The sequence below is a fragment of the Leeia speluncae genome (assembly GCF_020564625.1).
GTDB classification, from domain to species: Bacteria; Pseudomonadota; Gammaproteobacteria; order Burkholderiales; family Leeiaceae; genus Leeia; species Leeia speluncae.
The window spans coordinates 513,994-534,596 of sequence record NZ_JAJBZT010000002.1 but is presented as its reverse complement, the minus strand read 5'-3'; the positions used below and the strand labels follow the sequence as shown (position 1 = coordinate 534,596).

General features: G+C 48.0%; 22 protein-coding genes and 1 tRNA gene. 16 read left to right on the top strand and 7 right to left on the bottom strand.

Features of this window, described 5'->3' with window-relative positions:
- Positions 1–33 precede the first annotated feature (33 nt).
- The 3 genes from LIN78_RS05545 to LIN78_RS05535 form a co-directional block, all read right to left on the bottom strand.
- Positions 34–110: transfer RNA gene (locus LIN78_RS05545), tRNA-Met, on the bottom strand.
- Between the two features lie 62 nt (positions 111–172).
- Positions 173–643: a GNAT family N-acetyltransferase gene (locus LIN78_RS05540; RefSeq protein ID WP_227179339.1), complete on the bottom strand. Its 471-nt coding sequence runs from the start codon at positions 641–643 to the stop codon at positions 173–175.
- A 101-nt stretch (positions 644–744) separates the two neighbouring features.
- Positions 745–1,242 (bottom strand): TlpA disulfide reductase family protein, encoded by a 498-nt coding sequence (locus LIN78_RS05535; protein WP_227179337.1) that lies wholly within the window; start codon positions 1,240–1,242, stop codon positions 745–747.
- A 222-nt stretch (positions 1,243–1,464) separates the two neighbouring features.
- Here LIN78_RS05535 and LIN78_RS05530 point away from each other — a divergent pair, with 222 nt between their 5' ends.
- From LIN78_RS05530 to xth, 5 genes are all read left to right on the top strand, one after another.
- Positions 1,465–3,543, top strand: coding sequence for a methyl-accepting chemotaxis protein (locus LIN78_RS05530; RefSeq protein ID WP_227179335.1), 2,079 nt, complete (start codon positions 1,465–1,467; stop codon positions 3,541–3,543).
- A gap of 145 nt (positions 3,544–3,688) precedes the next feature.
- On the top strand, positions 3,689–5,536 hold the full coding sequence (locus tag LIN78_RS05525) for a sensor histidine kinase (protein ID WP_227179334.1): 1,848 nt from the start codon (positions 3,689–3,691) through the stop codon (positions 5,534–5,536).
- Positions 5,537–5,542: 6 nt separating this feature from the next.
- Positions 5,543–6,889, top strand: coding sequence for a sigma-54-dependent transcriptional regulator (locus LIN78_RS05520; RefSeq protein WP_227179331.1), 1,347 nt, complete (start codon positions 5,543–5,545; stop codon positions 6,887–6,889).
- Positions 6,890–7,110: 221 nt separating this feature from the next.
- Positions 7,111–8,361, top strand: a complete 1,251-nt coding sequence (locus LIN78_RS05515; RefSeq protein WP_227179329.1) for a dicarboxylate/amino acid:cation symporter — start codon at positions 7,111–7,113, stop codon at positions 8,359–8,361.
- Between the two features lie 158 nt (positions 8,362–8,519).
- Entirely contained in the window at positions 8,520–9,284 is a 765-nt protein-coding gene (gene xth / locus LIN78_RS05510) for an exodeoxyribonuclease III (RefSeq protein ID WP_227179326.1), read from the top strand.
- Positions 9,285–9,294: 10 nt separating this feature from the next.
- On the opposite strand, the gene LIN78_RS05505 is transcribed toward xth, so the two are convergent.
- From LIN78_RS05505 to LIN78_RS05495, 3 genes are all read right to left on the bottom strand, one after another.
- A complete protein-coding gene (locus tag LIN78_RS05505) occupies positions 9,295–9,981 on the bottom strand; it encodes a helix-turn-helix transcriptional regulator (protein ID WP_227179324.1) in 687 nt (228 codons plus the stop codon).
- A 65-nt stretch (positions 9,982–10,046) separates the two neighbouring features.
- Positions 10,047–11,183: a PilT/PilU family type 4a pilus ATPase gene (locus LIN78_RS05500; RefSeq protein ID WP_227179323.1), complete on the bottom strand. Its 1,137-nt coding sequence runs from the start codon at positions 11,181–11,183 to the stop codon at positions 10,047–10,049.
- Positions 11,184–11,345: 162 nt separating this feature from the next.
- Positions 11,346–12,386 carry a type IV pilus twitching motility protein PilT gene (locus LIN78_RS05495; protein ID WP_227179321.1) on the bottom strand — a complete coding sequence of 347 codons (1,041 nt, stop codon included), beginning with the start codon at positions 12,384–12,386 and terminating at the stop codon, positions 11,346–11,348.
- A 76-nt stretch (positions 12,387–12,462) separates the two neighbouring features.
- On the opposite strand from LIN78_RS05495, the gene LIN78_RS05490 reads away from it, so the two are divergent.
- The 6 genes from LIN78_RS05490 to LIN78_RS05465 all read left to right on the top strand — a co-directional run bounded on the left by LIN78_RS05490 (position 12,463) and on the right by LIN78_RS05465 (position 16,311).
- Positions 12,463–13,152, top strand: coding sequence for a YggS family pyridoxal phosphate-dependent enzyme (locus LIN78_RS05490; RefSeq protein ID WP_227179319.1), 690 nt, complete (start codon positions 12,463–12,465; stop codon positions 13,150–13,152).
- 14 nt (positions 13,153–13,166) lie between these two features.
- Positions 13,167–13,667 (top strand): hypothetical protein, encoded by a 501-nt coding sequence (locus tag LIN78_RS05485; RefSeq protein ID WP_227179317.1) that lies wholly within the window; start codon positions 13,167–13,169, stop codon positions 13,665–13,667.
- Positions 13,668–13,767: 100 nt separating this feature from the next.
- The gene (gene proC / locus LIN78_RS05480) at positions 13,768–14,583 is read left to right on the top strand and encodes a pyrroline-5-carboxylate reductase (protein ID WP_227179315.1); all 816 of its coding nucleotides are present in this window, start codon (positions 13,768–13,770) and stop codon (positions 14,581–14,583) included.
- A 13-nt stretch (positions 14,584–14,596) separates the two neighbouring features.
- A complete protein-coding gene (gene cysE / locus LIN78_RS05475) occupies positions 14,597–15,388 on the top strand; it encodes a serine O-acetyltransferase (RefSeq protein WP_227179313.1) in 792 nt (263 codons plus the stop codon).
- A 24-nt stretch (positions 15,389–15,412) separates the two neighbouring features.
- The gene (locus tag LIN78_RS18325) at positions 15,413–16,009 is read left to right on the top strand and encodes a YggT family protein (protein WP_227179311.1); all 597 of its coding nucleotides are present in this window, start codon (positions 15,413–15,415) and stop codon (positions 16,007–16,009) included.
- Positions 16,009–16,311 carry a DUF167 domain-containing protein gene (locus tag LIN78_RS05465; protein ID WP_227179309.1) on the top strand — a complete coding sequence of 101 codons (303 nt, stop codon included), beginning with the start codon at positions 16,009–16,011 and terminating at the stop codon, positions 16,309–16,311. The genes LIN78_RS18325 and LIN78_RS05465 overlap by 1 nt, the downstream gene beginning before the upstream one ends.
- Before the next feature lie 9 nt (positions 16,312–16,320).
- On the opposite strand, the gene LIN78_RS05460 is transcribed toward LIN78_RS05465, so the two are convergent.
- Positions 16,321–16,788, bottom strand: a complete 468-nt coding sequence (locus LIN78_RS05460) for an FxsA family protein (protein WP_227179307.1) — start codon at positions 16,786–16,788, stop codon at positions 16,321–16,323.
- Here LIN78_RS05460 and cutA point away from each other — a divergent pair.
- The 5 genes from cutA to accB all read left to right on the top strand — a co-directional run bounded on the left by cutA (position 16,787) and on the right by accB (position 20,567).
- On the top strand, positions 16,787–17,119 hold the full coding sequence (gene cutA / locus LIN78_RS05455) for a divalent-cation tolerance protein CutA (RefSeq protein WP_227179305.1): 333 nt from the start codon (positions 16,787–16,789) through the stop codon (positions 17,117–17,119). The genes LIN78_RS05460 and cutA overlap by 2 nt on opposite strands.
- Before the next feature lie 31 nt (positions 17,120–17,150).
- A complete protein-coding gene (gene dsbD / locus LIN78_RS05450) occupies positions 17,151–18,944 on the top strand; it encodes a protein-disulfide reductase DsbD (RefSeq protein ID WP_227179303.1) in 1,794 nt (597 codons plus the stop codon).
- Positions 18,944–19,498, top strand: a complete 555-nt coding sequence (locus tag LIN78_RS05445; RefSeq protein ID WP_227179302.1) for a TlpA disulfide reductase family protein — start codon at positions 18,944–18,946, stop codon at positions 19,496–19,498. The genes dsbD and LIN78_RS05445 overlap by 1 nt, the downstream gene beginning before the upstream one ends.
- A 136-nt stretch (positions 19,499–19,634) precedes the next feature.
- Positions 19,635–20,087 (top strand): type II 3-dehydroquinate dehydratase, encoded by a 453-nt coding sequence (gene aroQ, locus LIN78_RS05440; protein ID WP_227179300.1) that lies wholly within the window; start codon positions 19,635–19,637, stop codon positions 20,085–20,087.
- Positions 20,088–20,111: 24 nt separating this feature from the next.
- Entirely contained in the window at positions 20,112–20,567 is a 456-nt protein-coding gene (gene accB, locus LIN78_RS05435; RefSeq protein WP_227179298.1) for an acetyl-CoA carboxylase biotin carboxyl carrier protein, read from the top strand.
- Positions 20,568–20,603: the final 36 nt, after the last annotated feature.

Below are 20,603 nucleotides of genomic sequence, written 5' to 3'. Positions count from 1 at the left end.
CTGATTAACTTTCGCTAATCAGGGGTTGACATCTGGTTGCGGGGACAGGATTCGAACCTGTGACCTTCGGGTTATGAGCCCGACGAGCTGCCAGACTGCTCCACCCCGCGTCTGGAGAAATGAGATATTACAGAAGTCGTACACCTTTGGCAAGTGTTTTGTGAAAAAAACTTTAATAAGCTAATTTTCTTCTCATATGCAGGTGGGGGATGCCGTCTTCTAGATAGCCGTCTCCTTCTTGTTCAAAGCCAAAAGAGGCATAGAATTTTTGCAGGTAGGTTTGTGCGCCAATTTCTACATCTACGGTTGGCCATAGGGCGTAGAGTTCTTCCAATCCTCTGGCAAGTAGCCGCTTGGCTAGGCCATCTCCTCTGTAGTCTGCGCCCACCACCACGCGGCCAAGGCTAGCCGATGGGTAGGTGGTACCAGGGGCAAGTACGCGCAGGTAGGCGGCGACTTTGCCATCTACTGTTGCAAACAGGTGTCTGGTTTCTGGGTGGGCATCGTATTGATCTGGGTCTTGGTACACACAATTTTGTTCCACCACAAAAATTTGGCTACGTAAGACCATGATGTCTAGTAGCTGTTGGCTGCTAAGCTGGGCAATTGTCAGGCATTGCCAGTGTTCTTTTTCTATTGGCATGGTGTTTGTGTCCGTTTCATGTGAAACGCCCCTTACGGGGCGTTTGTGTTGTTCTGTTTACCTTTCTGCCTTGTTTGCACATTAGGCAGAAAACCGTTGGCTTAGCTTTGCAGTGCTTTTTCGATTTCTTGTCTTAGCTCGGTAAAGTTAGGCGATCCCACATACGTCTTGATCAGTTTGCCATCTTTTCCGATTAAAAAGGTAGTTGGTACAGCCACAATCTCGGTAAATTTCTCGCCAAACGCTTTTTGCAGGCTGCCGTCACTATCCATCGTGACACTAAAAGGTAATTTGCGGGTTGCCACAAAATTTCGCACGTATTCTGGCGGGTCGTAACTCATCGCGACGGCCACCATCTCGTAACCACGCGGATTAAATTGTTGGTAGGTTTTCGTCATTTCGGCCATTTCTTCTACACAACCGGTACAGCTAGTTGCCCAAAAATCTACCAATACTACTTTGCCTTGCAAGTTTTTGAAGGATTGGGTTTGGTTGGTGAGCGTGGTGTAGTTCACATCTGGCGCAGTAGGTTGGTTACTACAGCCTGCCATTAAGATAAGGGCGGCAGAGGCAAGCACTAGGCGCTTTAAAGATTTCATGACGTGCATTTCCAAAATTTCATTGCTAGATAGTTTAACCGATTCGGTTCACAAAAATTGACAAATAAAAGGGCAGCTAGTTCGTTTGTGGAACACTTTATTGCCTGAATTGGCAGTCAGTTGTTTGTTAAAAGGCGTAAACTGATCGCATAAGTATAAATACCGAGCAAGAGAGTATCACTTTTGCCGTCTATTCCCCTGTGAGCATATAAGGCGAGAAGCATGAGTATGAAAAATTGGAGTCTACGAAGCAAAGTATTAATTGCGGCAAGTGTGGCCATTGCGGCGGGCTTTGCCGGCACGTTAACCCTAATTGGCTCTTCCGTGTATGAGTCGGCCCGAGAATCTGGCCTGCAGCGCGCAAAAGATCAGGCAGATGCATATACCCACCAAGTAGAAGGGGTGTTACAGAGCGGCTTTTTAGTAGCAAAAGATTTAGTCAGTACGGCGCAAGGCTTGCAAGCTAACCAAATGGCCGACCGTAAAACCATGGATCACATCATTATCCAAAAACTAAATAATTTTACCGATGGCGTGGGGATGTGGATGCTATGGGAGCCAAATGCATTTGATGCCAAAGACGATGAGTTTCGTCTAGATTGGCCAATTCACGACCCGACCGGCCGTTACATGCCTTACATGACCAAAGGCGGGGCAGATGGTAAAGCCAAGCAAGATACAATGAATGATCCTGCCCACCAAAAGGCATTTGAATCCTTCCGTGATCACCCGCAAGATTTTGTACCGGCTTACGAGACAGAAGCCGGTTGGGGGGATTTTTACATCGTCCCGAAAAAACGCAATAAAGACACGATTACTGATCCCTATCCTTACGATGTACAAGGCAAACAGGTCATCGAATCTTCTTTCGCGGTGCCGATTCATGACAAAGATGGCAAGTTCCAAGGGGTGGGGGCGGTGGATATGTCTCTAGACACCTTGCAGTCGCTCGTTGGTAGTTATCATCCAATGGGGACTGGCTTTGTTAGCCTGATTTCTCAGGGTGGGATTATTGCGGTATCCAATAATCCGAAAGAACGCGGTCAGCAGGTGAAGAAAGCATCGTTGCCAGCGGGGACGCTAGAGGCCATTGCCGCTGGCAAGGGGTTAGATGTAGAAATGGATAATCAGCTACAAGTGTGGCGCGCAGTGAAGGTGGGGGATAGCGGGCAAAATTGGGCATTAGGGGTGCATATCCCGATGGATACCATTTTAGAAAATGCGCGCAAAACCCGTAATGCGGCAATCTTAGTTGGTAGTTTGGCGGGTATTGGCATTATTGTGATGTTGGCAATTTTACTTAGCCGATTAACCCAGCCACTTTCGGTGCTAGCCAAAGCCATGGAAGGCCTCACCGATGGACACGGGGACCTGACTCGCCGTTTAGAGATTAGCTCGAATGATGAAATTGGCCGTACCGCCAAGGCGTTTAACCGCTTAATGGATAGCCTGCGTCAGATGTTTATCGATGTGCGGGAGCAAAGTCATGCAGTGGGAGAGGCGGCGGTGCGCTTGCATCATTCTGCCCAACAAGTAAAACACGGTTCTGCCCAACAGGCAGAGGCGGCAACGTCAACGGCTGCCAGTGTCGAAGAAGTAACGGTCAGTATTCAGTACATTGCAGACACAACAAGAGACTTTGAAAACAGCGCAGCCGAAACCGGTAAAGCTACCTCTGCTGGCGAGCAACTGGTGCGTGAAGTAGCGGCGGAAATCGGGCAGATTAATCAAAGCATTAATATCATGGCCGATACCATGTCGAAACTTGGGGTGCAGTCTCAGCAAGTAGATACCATTGTGCAGGTGATTAAAGACATTGCCGAACAAACTAACTTGCTGGCCTTAAACGCTGCGATTGAGGCTGCCCGCGCAGGGGAGATGGGTAGAGGCTTCGCGGTTGTGGCAGACGAAGTACGCAAACTAGCCGCCAGAACCTCTCAGGCGACTATTGAGATTGGCACCATTGTGTCTGGCATTAGAGGCGAAATTCAGAATGCCAGCACCAGCATGCAAAGTACGCGTGAACAGGTAGACCAAGGGGTGGCGTTATCTGATAAAGCAGCAGCGGCCATTAGTACCGTCCATGGTGAAACCAGCAAACTCATTCATGGCGTATCGGATATTGCCAATGCGACCAAAGAACAGGCCGCCGCAAGTACTGATATTGCTCAGAATATCGAGCAAATTAGCAGCATGGTGCAGCAAAATAGTAATGCAGTTGATGAAGTGGCAGATTCCGTCGCACAACTCGAAGCACTATCTAGTTCACTACAATCTATTATCAGCCGCTTTAAGCTATAAGTAGTCGATGGCGCTTTATTAAGCGACGCATGCGGGGGCTGAAATCGCCCCCGTTGTGGTTTGGTGTAGCGGAAAATCTGAGTAGCTAATCGGCTATCGCCTATAATATGGCCACTTTGTCCTTGTTTAATGGCTTTCCTTGCTTATGCCTTCTTCCCCATCTGCTAGCGCATTTCCCCTTACCTTGGTGAGGGTGCGTTTATTGTTGCTACTTGTCGCAGTTGGGGTGGTATCTGCCTTTGCGTACTTACTGATCTCTCAACAAAAAGCAGATGACGCGCGGCACTATGCGAGTTTGCAATTACGCTTTTATCGGCAAAGTCTTAGCACCCTACTCTCTCGTTTAGATCAGTTTCCCCAATTATTGGCGCGTGATCCTAGTTTAAAACTAGCCCTGCAGACACCAACCCAAAGCGGCCTCATTCAATCGGCCAACCAATCGTTAAAAGGGTTTCGCCAGATTACCGGTTTATCCGATGCGTATTTACTCGATACCCGAGGGATGACCATTGCCGCGAGTAATGCAGGCGAAGCGGCTAGCTTTGTAGGCCGCCGGTTTGATTATCGTCCGTATTATCAAGAAGCATTGGCTGGCAAGTTATCGCGTTTTTATGGCATGGGCACCACTAGCCATATTCCGGGTTATTACTTGGCCTACCCAGTTAAAGACAATGGCCAAATTATTGGCGTGGCGGTGGTAAAAACCATCTTAGATAGCTTTGAGACGCAACTGCGAGAATCCGGGCAATCGTTATTTGTGGTCGATCGGAATGGGGTGATTTGCTTAACCTCGATCGATAGTTGGTCTTATGCGGCGCTGCATCCGCTGACCCAATCACAGCAGGCAGAGGCGAACCGCGCCAAACAATACCCAAGCGACCATCTACCCGCTTGGGCCAACCGCACCTTGGTGGAAACAGATTGGCAATCTGGCTCATTAGCGTTACAGCCCAAAGGGTTAAAAGAGGGCAACTATCAGCTGTTAGCCGAGCCTGTCGGCGTACTGGGCTGGAAAATGCTGTGGGTGAGTAATCTAAAAACCGCGTCAGATGCCGCAATCCAGCAAGCGGCACTCCTTGGGCTGGGGCTATTTTTAATTGGCTTTGCCATTATTTACCGGCTAGAACGTTTGCAGACCATGCGCTACCGTAAAAATGAAGCGGCACGATTAAACGAAGCCATTGCCACCCAAACTCATCAATTAGCAAGCACCAACCAAGAGTTACAAGAAAAAGTGGCCGATTTAGAAACCACTCGCAAACAGTGGCAAGATGCCCAAGAAAAATCGGTTCAGATGGCGAAGATGGCGCTCTTAGGCCAATTATCTAGCGGGCTGGCTCATGAAATTAATCAGCCATTGGCCGCGTTAATGGCTTTGGCAGACAATGCCAATACCTTTCTTGCGAGAAATCAGCCCGATATGGCGCAACAAAACCTAGAACTGATTTCAATTACCGCAGAAAGAATGAGCGATCTCACCAAGCAACTAAAGCTATTTGCAAGACAAGCCCCGCTTACCGCCCAACCCGTGTTGGTTGGCGAGAGCCTACGCCACGCGGTGAATATTCTGAATCCTCGCCTGCAGCAAGCATCCATTACTCTGACGTGGCCTGCCTTATTAGATGAAGAATGGGTAATGGCCGAAGTCACACCGCTATCGCAGGTATGGGTAAACCTGATGGTTAATGCGCTAGACGCCATGCAAGCAGAAGCCACACCAATGATCGAGATCACGGCCAGCAAAGTAGCAAACACACTACAAATCACGTTAAGAGATACGGGAAGTGGGCTAGATAGTCGCGTACAAGCCCGTTTATTCGAACCCTTCTTTACCACCAAGCCAAGTGGCGAAGGCTTAGGGCTAGGACTAGTGATTACGCAAGCGATTATTGCGGGTTTCAATGGCCAGTTTGCGCTATATAATCACCCAGAAAAAGGCACCATCGCGATGGTGGTCTTGCCTTTAGCCTCCCCCAGCGCAACAGAGATTTAAGACCATATGCCGACAGCCAGCAACGATTCTGCCCTCATTTATTTAATTGAAGACGATGCCATGCTGGCCACCGCCTGCCAGCAAGCCTTGATGCTAGCAGGGATTCGTACCCAACATTTTACCGATGCAGAAGCCGCATTCGCCGCATGCGAATCCGCCCCACTTCCACAAGCGGTGATTACAGATTTGCGCCTGCCAGGTAAAGATGGCATGTGGCTACTTCAGTCCCTGCAAAACGCTTACCCTGATCTACCCATCATCCTGATTACCGGCCATGGCGATGTCACCACCGCGGTAGAGGCCATGCGAAGCGGCGCATTCGACTTTATCGAAAAGCCCTTTCATTCTGCCTTACTGGTTGCCCAAGCCCAAAAAGCGATTGCCCAACAAGCATTACTGTCTGCGCATCGCCAATTACAAGCCAGAGTGGCAGAGCAAACCTCTCCCATTACGGGGGATTCTCCAGCCATTGCCCAAGTAAGAACGCTAATTAGCCAATTGGCCACCGCCCCGATTGATATTCTGATTTGGGGTGAAACCGGCACGGGGAAAGAATTAGTCGCACAAGAATTACACCGTCAAAGTGGTCGCAAAGGCGCATTTGTCTCGATTAACTGTGCGGCCATTCCCGATAGCATTTTTGAAAGTGAAATGTTTGGAAATGAAGCGGGCGCCTTTACCGGTGCGCAAAAACGCCGGATTGGTAAATTAGAACACGCACATCAAGGCACGCTATTTTTAGATGAAATCGAAAGCATGCCGCTGGCACAGCAAGCCAAACTGCTGCGCGTCTTGCAAATGCACGAGCTAGAACGGTTAGGCAGCAACCTAGCCGTGCAAATTGATTTACGCGTTGTTGCCGCCACCAAGACTGATCTCAAACTAGCGGCAGACCAAGGGCAATTCCGGGCGGATTTGTATTATCGGCTCAATGTCGCCACGATTCGCCTACCCGCCTTACGCGATCGTAAGAACGACATTTCTTTGCTCGCTACACAGTTTGTCAAAGAAGCAGCTAACCGTTTTGGTAAACCAGCACCTGCCATTAGTGGCCAGCAATATGAAACGTGGGAAGCACACGATTGGCCTGGCAATGTCAGAGAACTCAAACACGCGGCCGAGCGTTTTTGTTTAGGCTTGGCTAGTGCGCCGATGCAAACCCAGCAAGCAGATTATGCCGCATCGCAAAGCCTGCCCGAGCAAGTCGCACAATTCGAGAAAAGCCGAATTATCGATAGCCTGAAAGCAGCAAATGGGCAAGTAACGGAAGCGGCACAAGCCCTCCAAATCCCCCGGAAAACGTTTTACGACAAACTCGCAAAATATCAAATCGACCCAGACACCTTCAGATAACACCAACTTCATCTGTCACGATTTCCGCACACCAACATCACACAATTGGCGGAAATCGTGACAAAAACCACCTACAACCACCACCACCAACCTCGCTAAGTAATTGAAAAGTAAACAGTAGTTCACTTTTTATTAGGGTTGGCACGCCATTTGCAATCTATCCGGCTTCAAATCTTAAAAAACAGTCCGCCATTCCCCCAAGGCGGCCATGAGGAGCCCAAATGAAAAAGCCTTTCTATAAGGTCTTGTATCTACAAGTCCTGTTCGCCATCGTCTGTGGTATTTTGCTCGGACACTTCTATCCTGAAATCGGTGCCAAATTAAAACCATTGGGCGATGCCTTTATTCGCCTAGTGAAAATGGTGATTGCACCCGTGATCTTTGTGACCGTGGTGCATGGCATTGCCGGCATGGGCGACATGAAAAAAGTCGGCCGTATTGGTGGTAAAGCGATTCTGTACTTCGAAATCGTTTCTACTCTAGCGTTGGTAATCGGTTTACTGGTTTCTCATCTGATCACCCCAGGTGCAGGCTTTAATGCAGATCTGGCTCACCTAGATACCAAAGCAGTAGCCGAATACGCAGAAAAAGCGCAACACATGAGCACCATCGATTTTCTGATAAATATCATCCCGAAAACGATGGTAGGTGCGTTCTCTGAAGGCGAAATTCTACAAGTACTGTTACTCGCGATCCTGACAGGTACAGTGTTGTCTCACATGGGTAGCAAAGGAAAAGTGCTATTAGACTTTAACGAGCAACTCTCTAGCCTACTGTTTGGCATTGTGAACCTAGTGATGAAAGTCGCGCCAATTGGTGCATTCGGCGCCATGGCATTTACGATTGGTAAATACGGTGTTCACTCGCTGATCCCAATGGCAAAACTGATGGGCGCATTCTATCTAACATGTATTCTGTTTATCTTGATGGTACTCGGTAGCATCGCCAAAGCATGTGGCTTCTCTGTGGTTCGCCTCATTGTCTACATCAAAGAAGAATTGCTCATTGTATTAGGGACTAGCTCATCAGAAAGTGCCCTGCCAGGGTTGATGAACAAACTAGAAAAACTAGGTTGTGGTAAGTCTGTGGTAGGGTTGGTTGTCCCTACTGGTTATTCATTTAACCTAGATGGCACCAACATCTATATGACCATGGCGGCCCTCTTTATCGCCCAAGCCACCAATACCGAACTTACCTTAACGCAGCAATTAGTGATTCTTGGTGTAGCGATGCTGACATCTAAAGGCGCTAGCGGTGTGACGGGTGCCGGCTTTATTACCTTAGCCTCCACCTTAGCTGTCGTTCCGGCGATCCCAGTGGCTGGCATGGCGCTCATTTTAGGTATCGACCGCTTTATGAGTGAAGCACGTGCGCTAACCAACCTAATTGGCAACGCCGTCGCCACCGTCGTGGTTTCTCGTTGGGAAAACGAACTAGACACCGACACCATGAAGCGAGAACTCAGCAAATAACACAGCGACTATCGCTGTAGTCAGTCCCCCTTCCCCCCAGGTTGCCCGCCATACATGAGAGGTGTATGGCGGGCTTTTCTTTGGTGTAGATTCAGCGCAGCCAAAGTGGATGTGGCAAAATACGCCCACCGTGATCAAACGTGACTTTTGGAAATAGAATGAAAATCGCCACCTGGAATGTAAACTCATTAAACGTCCGTCTTCCGCATGTACTAGACTGGTTAGCCAGTGCAGCACCGGATGTATTGTGCTTACAAGAATTAAAATTGGAAGATAAAAAGTTCCCAAAAGAAGCCATTGAAGCAGCCGGTTACCAAGTGGCATTTATGGGGCAAAAAACCTATAACGGCGTCGCGATTATTTCCAAACACCCAATTGAAGACGTGGTGTATAACCTGCCGAATTTTGAAGATGAGCAAAAGCGTCTAATTGCCGCCACCATTAATGGCGTACGAATTGTGGGCGGCTATTTCCCAAATGGGCAAAGTTTAGATTCTGAAAAATACCCGTACAAACTCGCTTGGCTTACCGCCCTCACAGAATGGTTGGCTGGCGAAATGGAAAAACATCCTTCATTAGCGTTAATGGGCGACTTTAACATTGCCCCGTATGATATTGATGTGCACGATCCCAAAGCGTGGGAAGGCCAAAACCTAGTCAGCCCGCCAGAACGCGAAGCATTTTTTAAGCTCATTGGTTTAGGCCTAACGGATGCCTACCGCGTGAAATATCCAGATGCAGAAAAAATGTTTAGTTGGTGGGATTACCGTATGCAAGGTTTCCGTCGTAATTTAGGTATGCGTATTGATCATATTCTGCTCAGCGCACCGCTACTGGCTAGCTTAACAGCATGTGAAATCGATAAAGAACCCCGTAAATGGGAACGCCCAAGCGACCATGCGCCAGTGTGGGCAACGGTTTAATCATTACGGATTATACACCGGGAAGGCGAACACCTTCTCGGTGAAAAAAATCTTGTAAGGTTTGACCTTCAGACAACTGAAAAACCTCGGACTGAACAGCAAAAGACTGCATTCGGTCGAGTCTAAAATGTCGAAAATCATCCCTCTCTTCACACCAAGCGATCAGCGTCCAACGATCCCCCCAAAAGAATAAGCCCAGCGGCCAGACGATTCGTTCGCTCGCGGTGCCATCTTCCTTTTGGTAAGCAATAAATAGTTTCTGTGAAGCGGCAATTGCTTCCCGAATCGGTTGTAAGCGTTCAACCGGATACGGATGAATACTAGGCACATATACGGGATGCTCAGCGATCTGTTGTTTTAATTCAGTCGGTAGTACGGCATCTAACTTCGTTATCGCTGCCCGCGCCGATTGCCGAATCCCCGTATCTGCCCAAGCCGAGACCATCCTTGCGCCTAATAACAATGCTTTGATTTCATCCGGATTAAAAAGTAGCGGCGGAATATCACCCGTTTTCTTAAGGCGATAGCCAATCCCCGCCTCACCATCAATTGGCGAGCCAGACGCCTGTAAATCTTGAATATCGCGGTAAATCGTCCGCTCAGAGACTTCCAGCCACTCAGCCAATTGCACTGCGGTTGTACAACGCCTTGCGCGCAGTAGTAAAAGTATTTGCAGTAGCCTGTCTGCTCGCTTCATCTTATCCCCAGAAAACACAAAGCCTGCCAACCGGCAGGCTTTGATGATCAACTCACTTGGCTTACTTACACAATATCCAAATGATCCAAGCCAGAGAGCACATCGCGTGTTTTGGCTTCTTGGCCATGCAGTTTAATCCGTAGACGCAAATCGTTTACCGAATCCGCATTTCGTAGCGCATCTTCATAGGTAATCATACCGGCTTCGTAAAGATTAAACAGCGCTTGGTCAAATGTCTGCATCCCTAGTTCATTACTCTTCGCCATCAATTCTTTAATCTGATGCACTTCGCCCTTGAAGATCAAATCGGCAATCAGCGGAGAGTTCAGCATAATCTCCACCGCAGGGACGCGACCTTTTGCGCCTTTTACCGGTAACAATCGCTGGGAGACGAACGCTTTTAAGTTCAAAGACAAGTCCATCAGTAATTGATGACGACGCTCTTCTGGGAAGAAGTTAATAATACGATCGAGCGCTTGGTTGGCCGAGTTCGCATGTAATGTCGCCATGCAAAGGTGGCCAGTTTCCGCAAATGAGATGGCGTAATCCATGGTTTCCCGGTCACGAATCTCACCAATCAGAATCACATCAGGAGCCTGACGCAGCGTATTTTTCAGAGCGGCCCCCCAATCGGCCGTATCTACGCCTACTTCTCGTTGCGTCACAATACTATTGCGATGCTCATGCACAAATTCAATCGGATCTTCAATCGTAATAATGTGGCCGTATGAGTTTTCATTTCTAAAGCCAATCATTGCTGCTAAAGAGGTCGATTTACCAGAGCCAGTACCGCCACAGAACACGACCAAGCCACGTTTGGTTAGCGCCACATCTTTTAGCACTGGCGGCAAGGTGAGGGATTCAAAAGAAGGGATTTCGGTATTAATCACCCGAAAAACCAAACCGACACGCCCTTGTTGCACAAAGGCATTCACCCGGAAACGCCCAATCTGCGGCGGGCTAATCGCAAAGTTACATTCACTTGTCGATTCAAACTGTTCAGCTTGGCGGTCATTCATCACCGCACGCGCCAACTCTTTGGTGTGCTGCTGAGAGAGGGCTTGGTTGGAAACCGGTGTCAGTTTGCCGTCTAGCTTAATCGCAGGCGGAAAATCTGCCGTAATAAACAAGTCAGATGCATTCTTTGCCACCATCAGGCGCAATAAGTCATGCATAAATTTCGTTGCCTGATCGCGTTCCATGCTCACTCCTTGCCAACCCTCTGCCCAACTAGTAAATGGCAAATAGGGGAAATAATCTTTTCATTGAAAAGCAACTACTCACTAGCGCTTTCCTCAACAAGTAATACAGCGTTAGCACTGGATGCTATTTCGCCATATTACTCGTCCTATCGTCGAATAGGTTTAGTTAAACATATCTTTGTTCATTGCTCTGATTCGCGCTTCTGCAGAGGTAATTTGATTGCGACGAACCAAATCTTGCAAACACTGATCCAGCGTCTGCATACCTAAACCCTGACCGGTCTGAATGGCCGAATACATCTGCGCGACTTTGTTTTCACGAATCAAGTTACGAATCGCAGGCGTACCAATCATGATTTCATGCGCTGCAACGCGCCCCGTACCATCTTTGGTTTTTAGTAGCGTTTGCGAAATCACCGCCCGGATCGACTCAGACAACATCGAACGCACCATTTCTTTTTCCGCCGCAGGGAACACGTCCACAATACGGTCAATCGTTTTCGCGGCAGAGCTCGTGTGAAGGGTACCAAACACCAAGTGACCAGTTTCTGCGGCGGTTAGCGCTAAACGGATGGTCTCCAAGTCTCGCATCTCACCCACCAGAATCACATCCGGATCTTCACGAAGAGCCGATTTCAACGCATTACTAAACGAAAGGGTATGCGGACCCACTTCACGTTGGTTAATCAGACATTTTTTCGATTCATGCACAAATTCGATCGGGTCTTCTACCGTCAGAATATGGCCATAGTCATTTTCGTTAATGTAGTTAACCATCGCCGCCAAGGTAGTCGATTTACCCGAGCCCGTTGGCCCCGTTACTAAGACAATACCGCGCGGCTGGTTAGAGATATCTTGGAAAATTTTTGGACAGTTCAATTCTTCTAAGGTCAACACCTTAGACGGAATGGTACGAAATACCGCACCCGCGCCACGGTTTTGCACAAAGGCATTCACACGGAAGCGCGCTAAGTTTGGGATCTCGAAGGAGAAATCACACTCTAGGTTTTCTTCATAAATCTTGCGCTGACCATCGTTCATGATGTCATACACCATGTTATGCACATCTTTGTGGTCTAGCGGAGGAAGGTTGATTCGGCGTACATCACCATGTACACGAATCATCGGTGGCAAACCGGCCGACAAGTGCAAATCCGATGCCTTGTTTTTTACCGAAAACGCCAATAGTTCAGCGATTTCCATTTATAATCCCCTTTAAACGTTGGTTTATAGTGATAAACAAGGCATCATGCGCCTTACACCGCGATAAATATCCATTATGAATGCAATCCACGAAGCCTTGCAAGGCGTAAAAAAGCAGATTTCTCAGGTAGCTGATCAATGTGGCAGAAGTAGCCACGATATCTTGCTCTTGGCCGTCAGTAAAACCTTTCCAGTCGAAGCTGTAGAAGCCGCATTTGATGCTGGCCAGCGTGCGTTTGGAGAAAACTATGTACAAGAACTGGCGACCAAAAGTACGGCGTTAGCCCACCTACCGATAGAGTGGCACTTTATCGGCCCATTGCAAAGTAATAAAACCAAAATTGTGGCTGAACATGCACACTGGATGCATAGCGTAGATAGGTTAAAAATTGCCGAGCGATTATCCGATCAACGCCCAGCCCATCTCCCACCGCTCAACATTTGTTTGCAAGTAAATATTAGCGGTGAAGCATCAAAAAGTGGTATAACGCCATCTGAAGTCATGACATTGGCAAGTGAAATCACTAAATTACCCAATCTAATCCTGCGTGGATTAATGTGTATTCCTGCACCAGCAGCTACGCATGACGCGCAAAGAGCGCCCTTTGCCGCATTAAGGGAACTCTTGCAACAAATGCAGTCTGAAGGATTAGCGGTAGATACGTTGTCGATGGGCATGTCTTCCGATATGGCGGCCGCGATTGAAGAAGGGGCCACCATTGTTCGTGTTGGCACCGCCATTTTTGGTAGCCGCAATTATTCATAACCACATGTAATCAGATGAGTTATTCAAAACTATTTAAATTGACCGCCACGTTAGTCGCTGGGGCGATCATACTGACGGGATGTAATGCTATTAAGCAGAACAATGCCCCCGTCGAAAATACTCCCCCGTCACAGCCGGTAGATACGACAGCAACGCAAACGACGCAGACCAAACCAATCAATGGAGAGGTCTCGGCAGCGTTTAGTAAGGTTTCTGTTAAAACGATTTTTGATCGACTTGCAGCCGTTCGAGCAAAAAAGAACATGAAGCTGAAAACCAGAAATAAAACGCAACTGACGATGGCACTTGCGTTACCAAAACAATCTGGCAAACCAAAAGAAGAAGTACGTATCACCTATACGGCACAAACAAAAGGCAGCGATACCTTAATTGTGGCCAAAGCTTACCGTGTCACCAATCCAGATTCTTTTGATGAGAAGACGGAAGACCTCACCAAGCAACTCTCTGTAAAACTGCAAGAAGAACTAAGCGACGTTCAATCCCAATTAAGATAGAACTACAGGGTATAATCCGTTTATCAAGGGTTGAAATAAACCATTCAACCCTGATTTAGCGGATATCCCCCCTTTCTATCCAACTACAGGATGTAACGTCATGCGTATCACATTTATTGGTGGTGGCAATATGGCTGGTGCCATTATTGCTGGTTTGGCAACCTTAGGTCGTAGTGATCTAAGTATTCATGTTGTCGATCGCAACCCTGAAAAATGTGAACGCATGAAGGCCGAATACGGCATTACGTATAGTAATTTGCTGTGTGAAGCGGATGTCGCCTCTGATATCGTGGTATTGGCCATTAAGCCACAACAGCTAAAAGCGCTGGCCACCCAACTATCTCCATGGATTCAACAACAACTGATTGTGTCCGTTGCTGCGGGTATTCGTACCGATTCGCTAGCCACTTGGCTTGGCAATTACAATCGTATCGTCCGCGTCATGCCAAATACCCCATCTCAAGTCTTACAAGGCATGAGCGGCTTATTTGCGACAGATAGCGTGTCATCTGATGAAAAGAATGTCGTCGATACCTTATTTGCTGCCGTCGGTAAAACGGTATGGGTAAATAGCGAAGAGGGCATCGATAAGATCACCGCTATTTCTGGTAGCGGCCCTGCATACGTGTTCTATATGGTAGAAGCGCTGGCAAGTGCAGCGCGTGAGCTTGGCTTTGATGCAGACATGGCAGATGTACTAGCGGCGCAAACCTTTAAAGGCGCCATTGCCCTATTAGACGCCAGTGGTGAAGCGCCTGCCACACTCAGGGCAAACGTCACGTCCAAAAAAGGGACCACCGAGCAAGGCATTCTTAGCCTCACCGAAGATAATTTAGCGGCCATTGTAACCAAAGCAGCGCGACGTGCAGAGGCACGTGCCATTGAGCTTGGTAACGAATTAGCCGCAGCTGAATAGAAATCGAGCAATCATGACAAATAGCCCAGATGTTTTATGGCAAGCGATCCGTGACGAAGTCACCGCTTCTGCTGCTAGCGAACCGATGCTGGCTTCTTTTTTGCACATGACTGTGTTGCGTCACAAATCATTTGATGATGTGTTGGCGTTTCATTTGTCTAGCAAACTAGCCAGCCAAACCATGGATGCACGCGCATTAATGGAACTGATCAACGATGCATTACACGCGGATCCCCAAATTGCCATTTCGGCAAGAGCAGATATCCAAGCGGTCAGAGATCGTGATCCGGCTTGCAAAGCATATTCTACGCCGCTGCTATACTTCAAAGGCTATCAGGCCATTCAATGCTACCGAGTCGCAAATTGGTTATGGAGAGAAGGGCGCGAAGCACTCGCACTGCACCTACAAAACCGCATTTCAGAAGTGTTTGCTGTGGATATTCACCCCGCCGCCAATATTGGTAAAGGGATCTTGTTAGATCATGGCACTGGCTTTGTGGTGGGTGAAACCGTCGTGATTGACGATGATGTCTCCATTTTACAAGAAGTTACCCTAGGCGGTACCGGTAAAGAAACTGGCGACCGCCATCCCAAAATCCGTAGCGGGGTGCTCATCGGCGCAGGCGCAAAAATTTTAGGCAACATCGAAATTGGTGCGGGTGCAAAAGTGGGCGCGGGTAGTGTGGTTCTCGAACCCGTCCCTTCGCACGTCACGGTGGTCGGCGTACCCGCCCGTATTGTTGGTGTGTGTGAACAAACCCAGCCTGCGCAAGCGATGGATCATCGGATCTTGAAAGAAGACTAACCCGGCGACACAAGGAGTGCCACGGTGGCAAATGCAATTAACTTTATTTTAGATGCAATTGGTGGATTCTTTTTACTCACCCTACTGACTCGCTTTATCTTGCAGGTAGTGAGAGCGCCGTTTAGTAATCCATTGGCGCAGTTCACCATCAAGTTCACGAATTGGGCTGTGATTCCTGCTCGCAAAATCATTCCTGGCATCAAAGGCTATGATATTGCGACGCTTCTTCTGGTGTTTTTAGGTAGTTGGCTACTAAAAGCCTTGGAGTTATTCATTGCGCTGACTTTGCATGGTGGCTTGGGTTGGCTATCCCCACAAATCATCCCCGTCTCGTTTTTGGCGGGCTTAGTGTTTTCTTTACAGTTACTATTGTATTTGTGGATTGGCTCCACCTTTATGATTGCGATCTTGTCTTGGACACAGCCAGGGCACCCGCTATCTAGTGTGTTGTATGCGATTGTTCGTCCACTTTTGGCGCCGATTCAACGCATCATTCCACCGGTTAGCGGTTTTGATTTAGCGCCGCTAGTCTTAATTCTGATCTTGCAGGTCGTACTGTACTTTGTGATTCCCTCTTTAGAGGTATCACTTCATCAATTACTATTACCTGGCGTGTGGTAATGGCGGCTTGGTGCCAGCAAAAGGGCGATCAAACGATCGTGTTGACGCTCTATATACAACCCGGTGCCAAATCTTCAGAGATTAGTGGGGAGCACGGCGAAGCATTAAAAATCCGCTTAGCCGCCCCACCTGTAGAAGGGAAAGCGAATCAGGCATTGATTCGCTTTTTGTCTGAGAAACTAGCGATTCCTAAACAAGCCATTACGTTACTGAGTGGCGAGACAAACCGAAATAAACGCGTTCAAATCATCGGTCTATCTGTAGAAGCCATCGAAAACGTGCTGCTAACGCCACCCGATTAAGTATTCTGCTTAGCGTTGATGACGGCCATCTTGCGAATCACGCGGCAAATGAATCACCTCTTCATTTACTCTAGTAAACTCACCATCCATCACGTTTTGCTCTTCTGGCGCGTGATGAAAACCTTGCCCAGATGTATGCATTGCTGCCGCTTTAGGAAACCAAGACGCAGGCCAAGGCAACAGTAGCAATACAGCTAAAATATCTGTAAACACACCAGGAATCAGAAACAGGACACCGGCAATCGCTTGTCTCGCTGTGTAAAACAACGCGCCCATCGGTGATTGACCGCTTTTCGCAGACTGCAACATGCCAACCATCACCGTCAAACGTAGACTCTTTAGTAAGACGACCCCAATTGCGGTGGTGCATAATAAGTAAAGCCACGTCCACATGCCTATTTCATGCGCTAGCCAAAACAAACTGGCCAGTTCAAGCAAGGGAATCGACAGCATCAACAACAAGAGGAATCGCATCATGACAAACTCTAATCAAATCTATATGGTGTGGACCAACTGGCCGGAAGACTATGATCTTACCAGCCTCGCTCATACCCTGCTAAAAGAAAAACTGGTGGCCTGCATCAACTGCTTTGCCCCCGTCACTTCGTATTATGAGTGGGAAGGTAGACTAGAATCTGCAAAAGAAATTCCCGTTCTCATGAAAACATCGATGGATCGTTACCCCGCATTACAAGCAAAGATCATCGAACTTCACCCCTATGAACTTCCTGAAATATTAGCGGTCTCTACGAGTGATGGCTTGCCAGCCTATTGTCAGTGGGTAGAAAATAGCGTGGCTAATACGTAGTTAGCGCTCACGCTTAATTTGAATGTTCATCATGAATCGCTTGTTACGATCTTTTTTTGTCTTTGTACTGCTGTTAATCAGTACCGCTAGCTTTGCAGAATCACTGATTCGCGCAAGAGAAGCCTTTGTACCAACCGCCAGAACCGGTGCGCCAGGCAATATTATTGTTCGCTATGAAGTCACCAGCGGATATTACCTTTACAAAGATCGTTTCAAATTTTTGCTTGATGGCCAAGCGATTGCCAATGTCCAAGTACCCAATGGTGATCTAAAAAATGATCCAGTATTTGGCAATGTACTGGTCTTCCATAAGGGATTTGATATTCAACTCCCGATCCCAAAGCCAAATAAAATAGCTTCACTCAGCATTCAATCTCAAGGTTGCTCGGAAAAGTTTAAAGTCTGTTTTCCGCCCGAAACACATGTCTTTAAGTTAAAGCCAGATGGCACCATCGAAAACCCATCGCCCCCTAAGTCCAGCAATTCCTCTAGTTGGAAAAACCTATTTTCACAAACAAACGCCGCAGACTCCGCGGCGTTTTCTGCATTTTCTCAGCCCATTGCCTTCACCCTAGGCGGCTTCTTCCTTGCAGGCTTATTAATGGCCGGTACGATGTGCATGTACCCGCTCATCCCGATTATTTCAGCCTTAATTGCCGGCGACCCAAAAGCACAAGCAGGGCACCGGGCTAGAAGCTTTTTACTTAGCCTAAGTTATGTCCAAGGTTTAGCACTCAGCTATACCGTCGCAGGACTTATTGCCGCATCACTTGGTTTACAACTTACGCTATGGCTGCAAAACCCTTGGGTAATTGGTAGTTTTGCCGGGCTGATGGTGATTTTTGCCGTGGCGATGTTTGGGCTATTTGAAATTCAACTACCAAGCGGCTTCCAAACCCGGTTTACCAATCTTGCCAACAAACTACCCGGCGGGCACATGACCAGTGTCTTTGTCATGGGTTTACTTTCCGCGCTCATCATCGGCCCTTGTGCAACACCAGCATTAGCTGCTGCACTGTTGTTTATCGCTAAAACCGGCAATCTATGGACAGGTGGTTTGTCTCTTTACGTGATGGCATTAGGCGTTGGTTTCCCCCTCTTACTGATTGGCTTACTCGGTCAACATGCCATTCCCAAAGCGGGTCCATGGATGAAGCAAGTACGCCAAGTGTTTGGCGTACTACTACTATTTGTGTCCCTCTGGATGGCGCGCCCCTTGTTATCTACCGCTTGGTTAATGGGGCTGCTAGGCGCTTTACTCATCTTAAGTGCGGTGTTCTTATCTGCTTTAGATACATTACCGAGCAAAACCAGCATGGTTCGCAAAGTCTGGAAGGGCGTCGGCGTCATTTTGCTGATTGCAGGGGCGGCCTATTTGGTTGGTGCCTTTGCTGGCAGCAACAACTTTAGTAAACCATTGGCAGGCCTCGCGGGAACCACTGACTCAGTAAACTCGTCAGTGAATGACAAATTAAACTTCCAACCAGTTCGATCGGTAGCGGAATTAAAGGCCGCAATTACGAATGCAAAAGGGAAAACTGTCTTGCTCGATTTCTATGCAGATTGGTGTGTGAGCTGCATCGAGATGGAAAGAGAGGTTTTTTCACAGGTGAAAGTGAAACAAGGCTTAGCCAATACGGTTTTACTTCGAGCAGATGTCACCAACAATACCGAAGGAGATCGGGCGCTATTAGCGGCATTTGATCTCTTTGGCCCGCCGGGCATTATTCTGTTTAACAAGGCAGGAATGCCATCGACAACCCCGATCATTGGCTATATTGAGGCAGAAGGTTTGCTTAACGCCGTGGCAGAGGCTAATCGCTAATGGCATCGAGAAATAGGTCATTCATTGCGACCGCCATTCTCGCCATCCTGTTATTAGCAGGTGGAGCAGGCTATTTTCTACTTTCTTCTCATTCGCCTACAGCGAAAACACCGAAGGGCGTTCCTGCAGAAGTCTTGTGGCAGCAACAATTACCCGATCTTGATGGAAAATTAAGAAAACTCTCTGACTGGCGAGGCAACAAAGTGGTTGTTGTGAACTTCTGGGCCAGTTGGTGCCCACCTTGCCAGCAAGAATTACCGGGATTCGTCCACCTCCAGCAGCAGTTTGCCGATAAAGATGTGCAGTTTATTGGCATTGCGCTCGATAACGCCAACAATGTAAACCTCTTTATGCAGCATACCCCGATCAATTTCCCTGTATTACTCGCAGAAGCGCAAGGTGCATCGATGATGGCAAGCTTAGGCAATGAAGCCGGCGCACTGCCGTATACCTTGGTACTAAATTCCGCAGGGAATATTCAGCACTTACAGCTAGGAATGCTGTCAGAAGACAAATTGTTACCGATACTACAACAAATGGTAGGTGACCAATGATTCAGATAACATCAGTCTTTCCAGTCATTTTACGACCATGTATCAGAATTTTGCGTGAAAAACTGGACAATTTCGTGCATTTTGCGGCAAACTTGCGCCCATGCAAAATCTAAACCGTCCCGCAGAAGGTAGTGAAATGACTACCCCAACACCAAAAATCTTGGTGCTGCACGGCCCAAACCTGAATCTGCTTGGTACTCGGGAGCCCGAACATTACGGGAGTCTGACCCTCGCCGATATCAACGCTCGTCTGCAAGCAATTGCGGCTGAGCGGGGTGCCTCGCTCGATTATCTGCAAAGCAATGCTGAGCATGTGCTTATTGACAGAATTCATGCAGCGAGAACGGACGGTACGGATTACATCATTATCAATCCGGCTGCATTTACTCATACCAGCGTCGCACTTCGTGATGCGCTGTCTGCAGTCGAGATCCCTTTCATTGAAGTTCATCTGTCCAATGTTCATGCCAGAGAGCCTTTCCGTCATCATTCTTATTTTTCGGATAAGGCGGTTGGGGTAATTTGTGGTTTGGGCGCGGATGGCTACCTTTACGCGCTAGAACACGCCCTTGCCAAGCTGGCAGGCTAACTCTTCGCATTCAAGGAGACCTACATGGATTTGCGTAAGCTAAAGAAGCTAATTGATCTAGTTCAAGAATCTGGTATTGCCGAGCTAGAAGTCACCGAAGGTGAAGAAAAAGTTCGTATCACCAGCACCGTTGCACATGCACCAACCTATGCTGCACCAATGCAGCAAATTATCCCTGCAGCAGCACCAGTGGCTGCAGCAGCACCAGCAGCGGCTGAACCTGCAGCAGCACCAGGCTATGCAGATGCAAGCCTAGTAAAATCACCAATGGTAGGTACTTTCTACCGTGCAGGTGCACCAGGTGCAAAAGCATTTGTTGACGTTGGCCAGTCTGTTAGCGTTGGCGATCGCCTCTGTATTATCGAAGCGATGAAACTAATGAATGAAATCGAAGCTGACCGCGCCGGCGTGGTGAAAGCTGTCTTGATCGAAAATGGCCAGCCAGTTGAATACGGCGAGCCACTATTCGTCATCGAGTAATTCCTGAGAAAGACAAGGCAGGTTGATTAACACCTG

Coding starts and splice junctions, on each gene's coding strand:
- LIN78_RS05505 (WP_227179324.1), bottom strand. CDS start 9,981: ATGAAGCGAGCAGACAGGCTACTGCAAATACTTTTACTACTGCGCGCA.
- aroQ (WP_227179300.1), top strand. CDS start 19,635: ATGACTACCCCAACACCAAAAATCTTGGTGCTGCACGGCCCAAACCTG.
- LIN78_RS05540 (WP_227179339.1), bottom strand. CDS start 643: ATGCCAATAGAAAAAGAACACTGGCAATGCCTGACAATTGCCCAGCTT.
- proC (WP_227179315.1), top strand. CDS start 13,768: ATGCGTATCACATTTATTGGTGGTGGCAATATGGCTGGTGCCATTATT.
- dsbD (WP_227179303.1), top strand. CDS start 17,151: ATGAATCGCTTGTTACGATCTTTTTTTGTCTTTGTACTGCTGTTAATC.
- LIN78_RS05525 (WP_227179334.1), top strand. CDS start 3,689: ATGCCTTCTTCCCCATCTGCTAGCGCATTTCCCCTTACCTTGGTGAGG.
- LIN78_RS05520 (WP_227179331.1), top strand. CDS start 5,543: ATGCCGACAGCCAGCAACGATTCTGCCCTCATTTATTTAATTGAAGAC.
- LIN78_RS05500 (WP_227179323.1), bottom strand. CDS start 11,183: ATGGAACGCGATCAGGCAACGAAATTTATGCATGACTTATTGCGCCTG.
- LIN78_RS05535 (WP_227179337.1), bottom strand. CDS start 1,242: ATGAAATCTTTAAAGCGCCTAGTGCTTGCCTCTGCCGCCCTTATCTTA.
- cysE (WP_227179313.1), top strand. CDS start 14,597: ATGACAAATAGCCCAGATGTTTTATGGCAAGCGATCCGTGACGAAGTC.
- accB (WP_227179298.1), top strand. CDS start 20,112: ATGGATTTGCGTAAGCTAAAGAAGCTAATTGATCTAGTTCAAGAATCT.
- LIN78_RS05530 (WP_227179335.1), top strand. CDS start 1,465: ATGAGTATGAAAAATTGGAGTCTACGAAGCAAAGTATTAATTGCGGCA.
- LIN78_RS05495 (WP_227179321.1), bottom strand. CDS start 12,386: ATGGAAATCGCTGAACTATTGGCGTTTTCGGTAAAAAACAAGGCATCG.
- cutA (WP_227179305.1), top strand. CDS start 16,787: ATGACAAACTCTAATCAAATCTATATGGTGTGGACCAACTGGCCGGAA.
- LIN78_RS05515 (WP_227179329.1), top strand. CDS start 7,111: ATGAAAAAGCCTTTCTATAAGGTCTTGTATCTACAAGTCCTGTTCGCC.
- xth (WP_227179326.1), top strand. CDS start 8,520: ATGAAAATCGCCACCTGGAATGTAAACTCATTAAACGTCCGTCTTCCG.
- LIN78_RS05460 (WP_227179307.1), bottom strand. CDS start 16,788: ATGATGCGATTCCTCTTGTTGTTGATGCTGTCGATTCCCTTGCTTGAA.
- LIN78_RS05445 (WP_227179302.1), top strand. CDS start 18,944: ATGGCATCGAGAAATAGGTCATTCATTGCGACCGCCATTCTCGCCATC.
- LIN78_RS05465 (WP_227179309.1), top strand. CDS start 16,009: ATGGCGGCTTGGTGCCAGCAAAAGGGCGATCAAACGATCGTGTTGACG.
- LIN78_RS05485 (WP_227179317.1), top strand. CDS start 13,167: ATGAGTTATTCAAAACTATTTAAATTGACCGCCACGTTAGTCGCTGGG.
- LIN78_RS05490 (WP_227179319.1), top strand. CDS start 12,463: ATGAATGCAATCCACGAAGCCTTGCAAGGCGTAAAAAAGCAGATTTCT.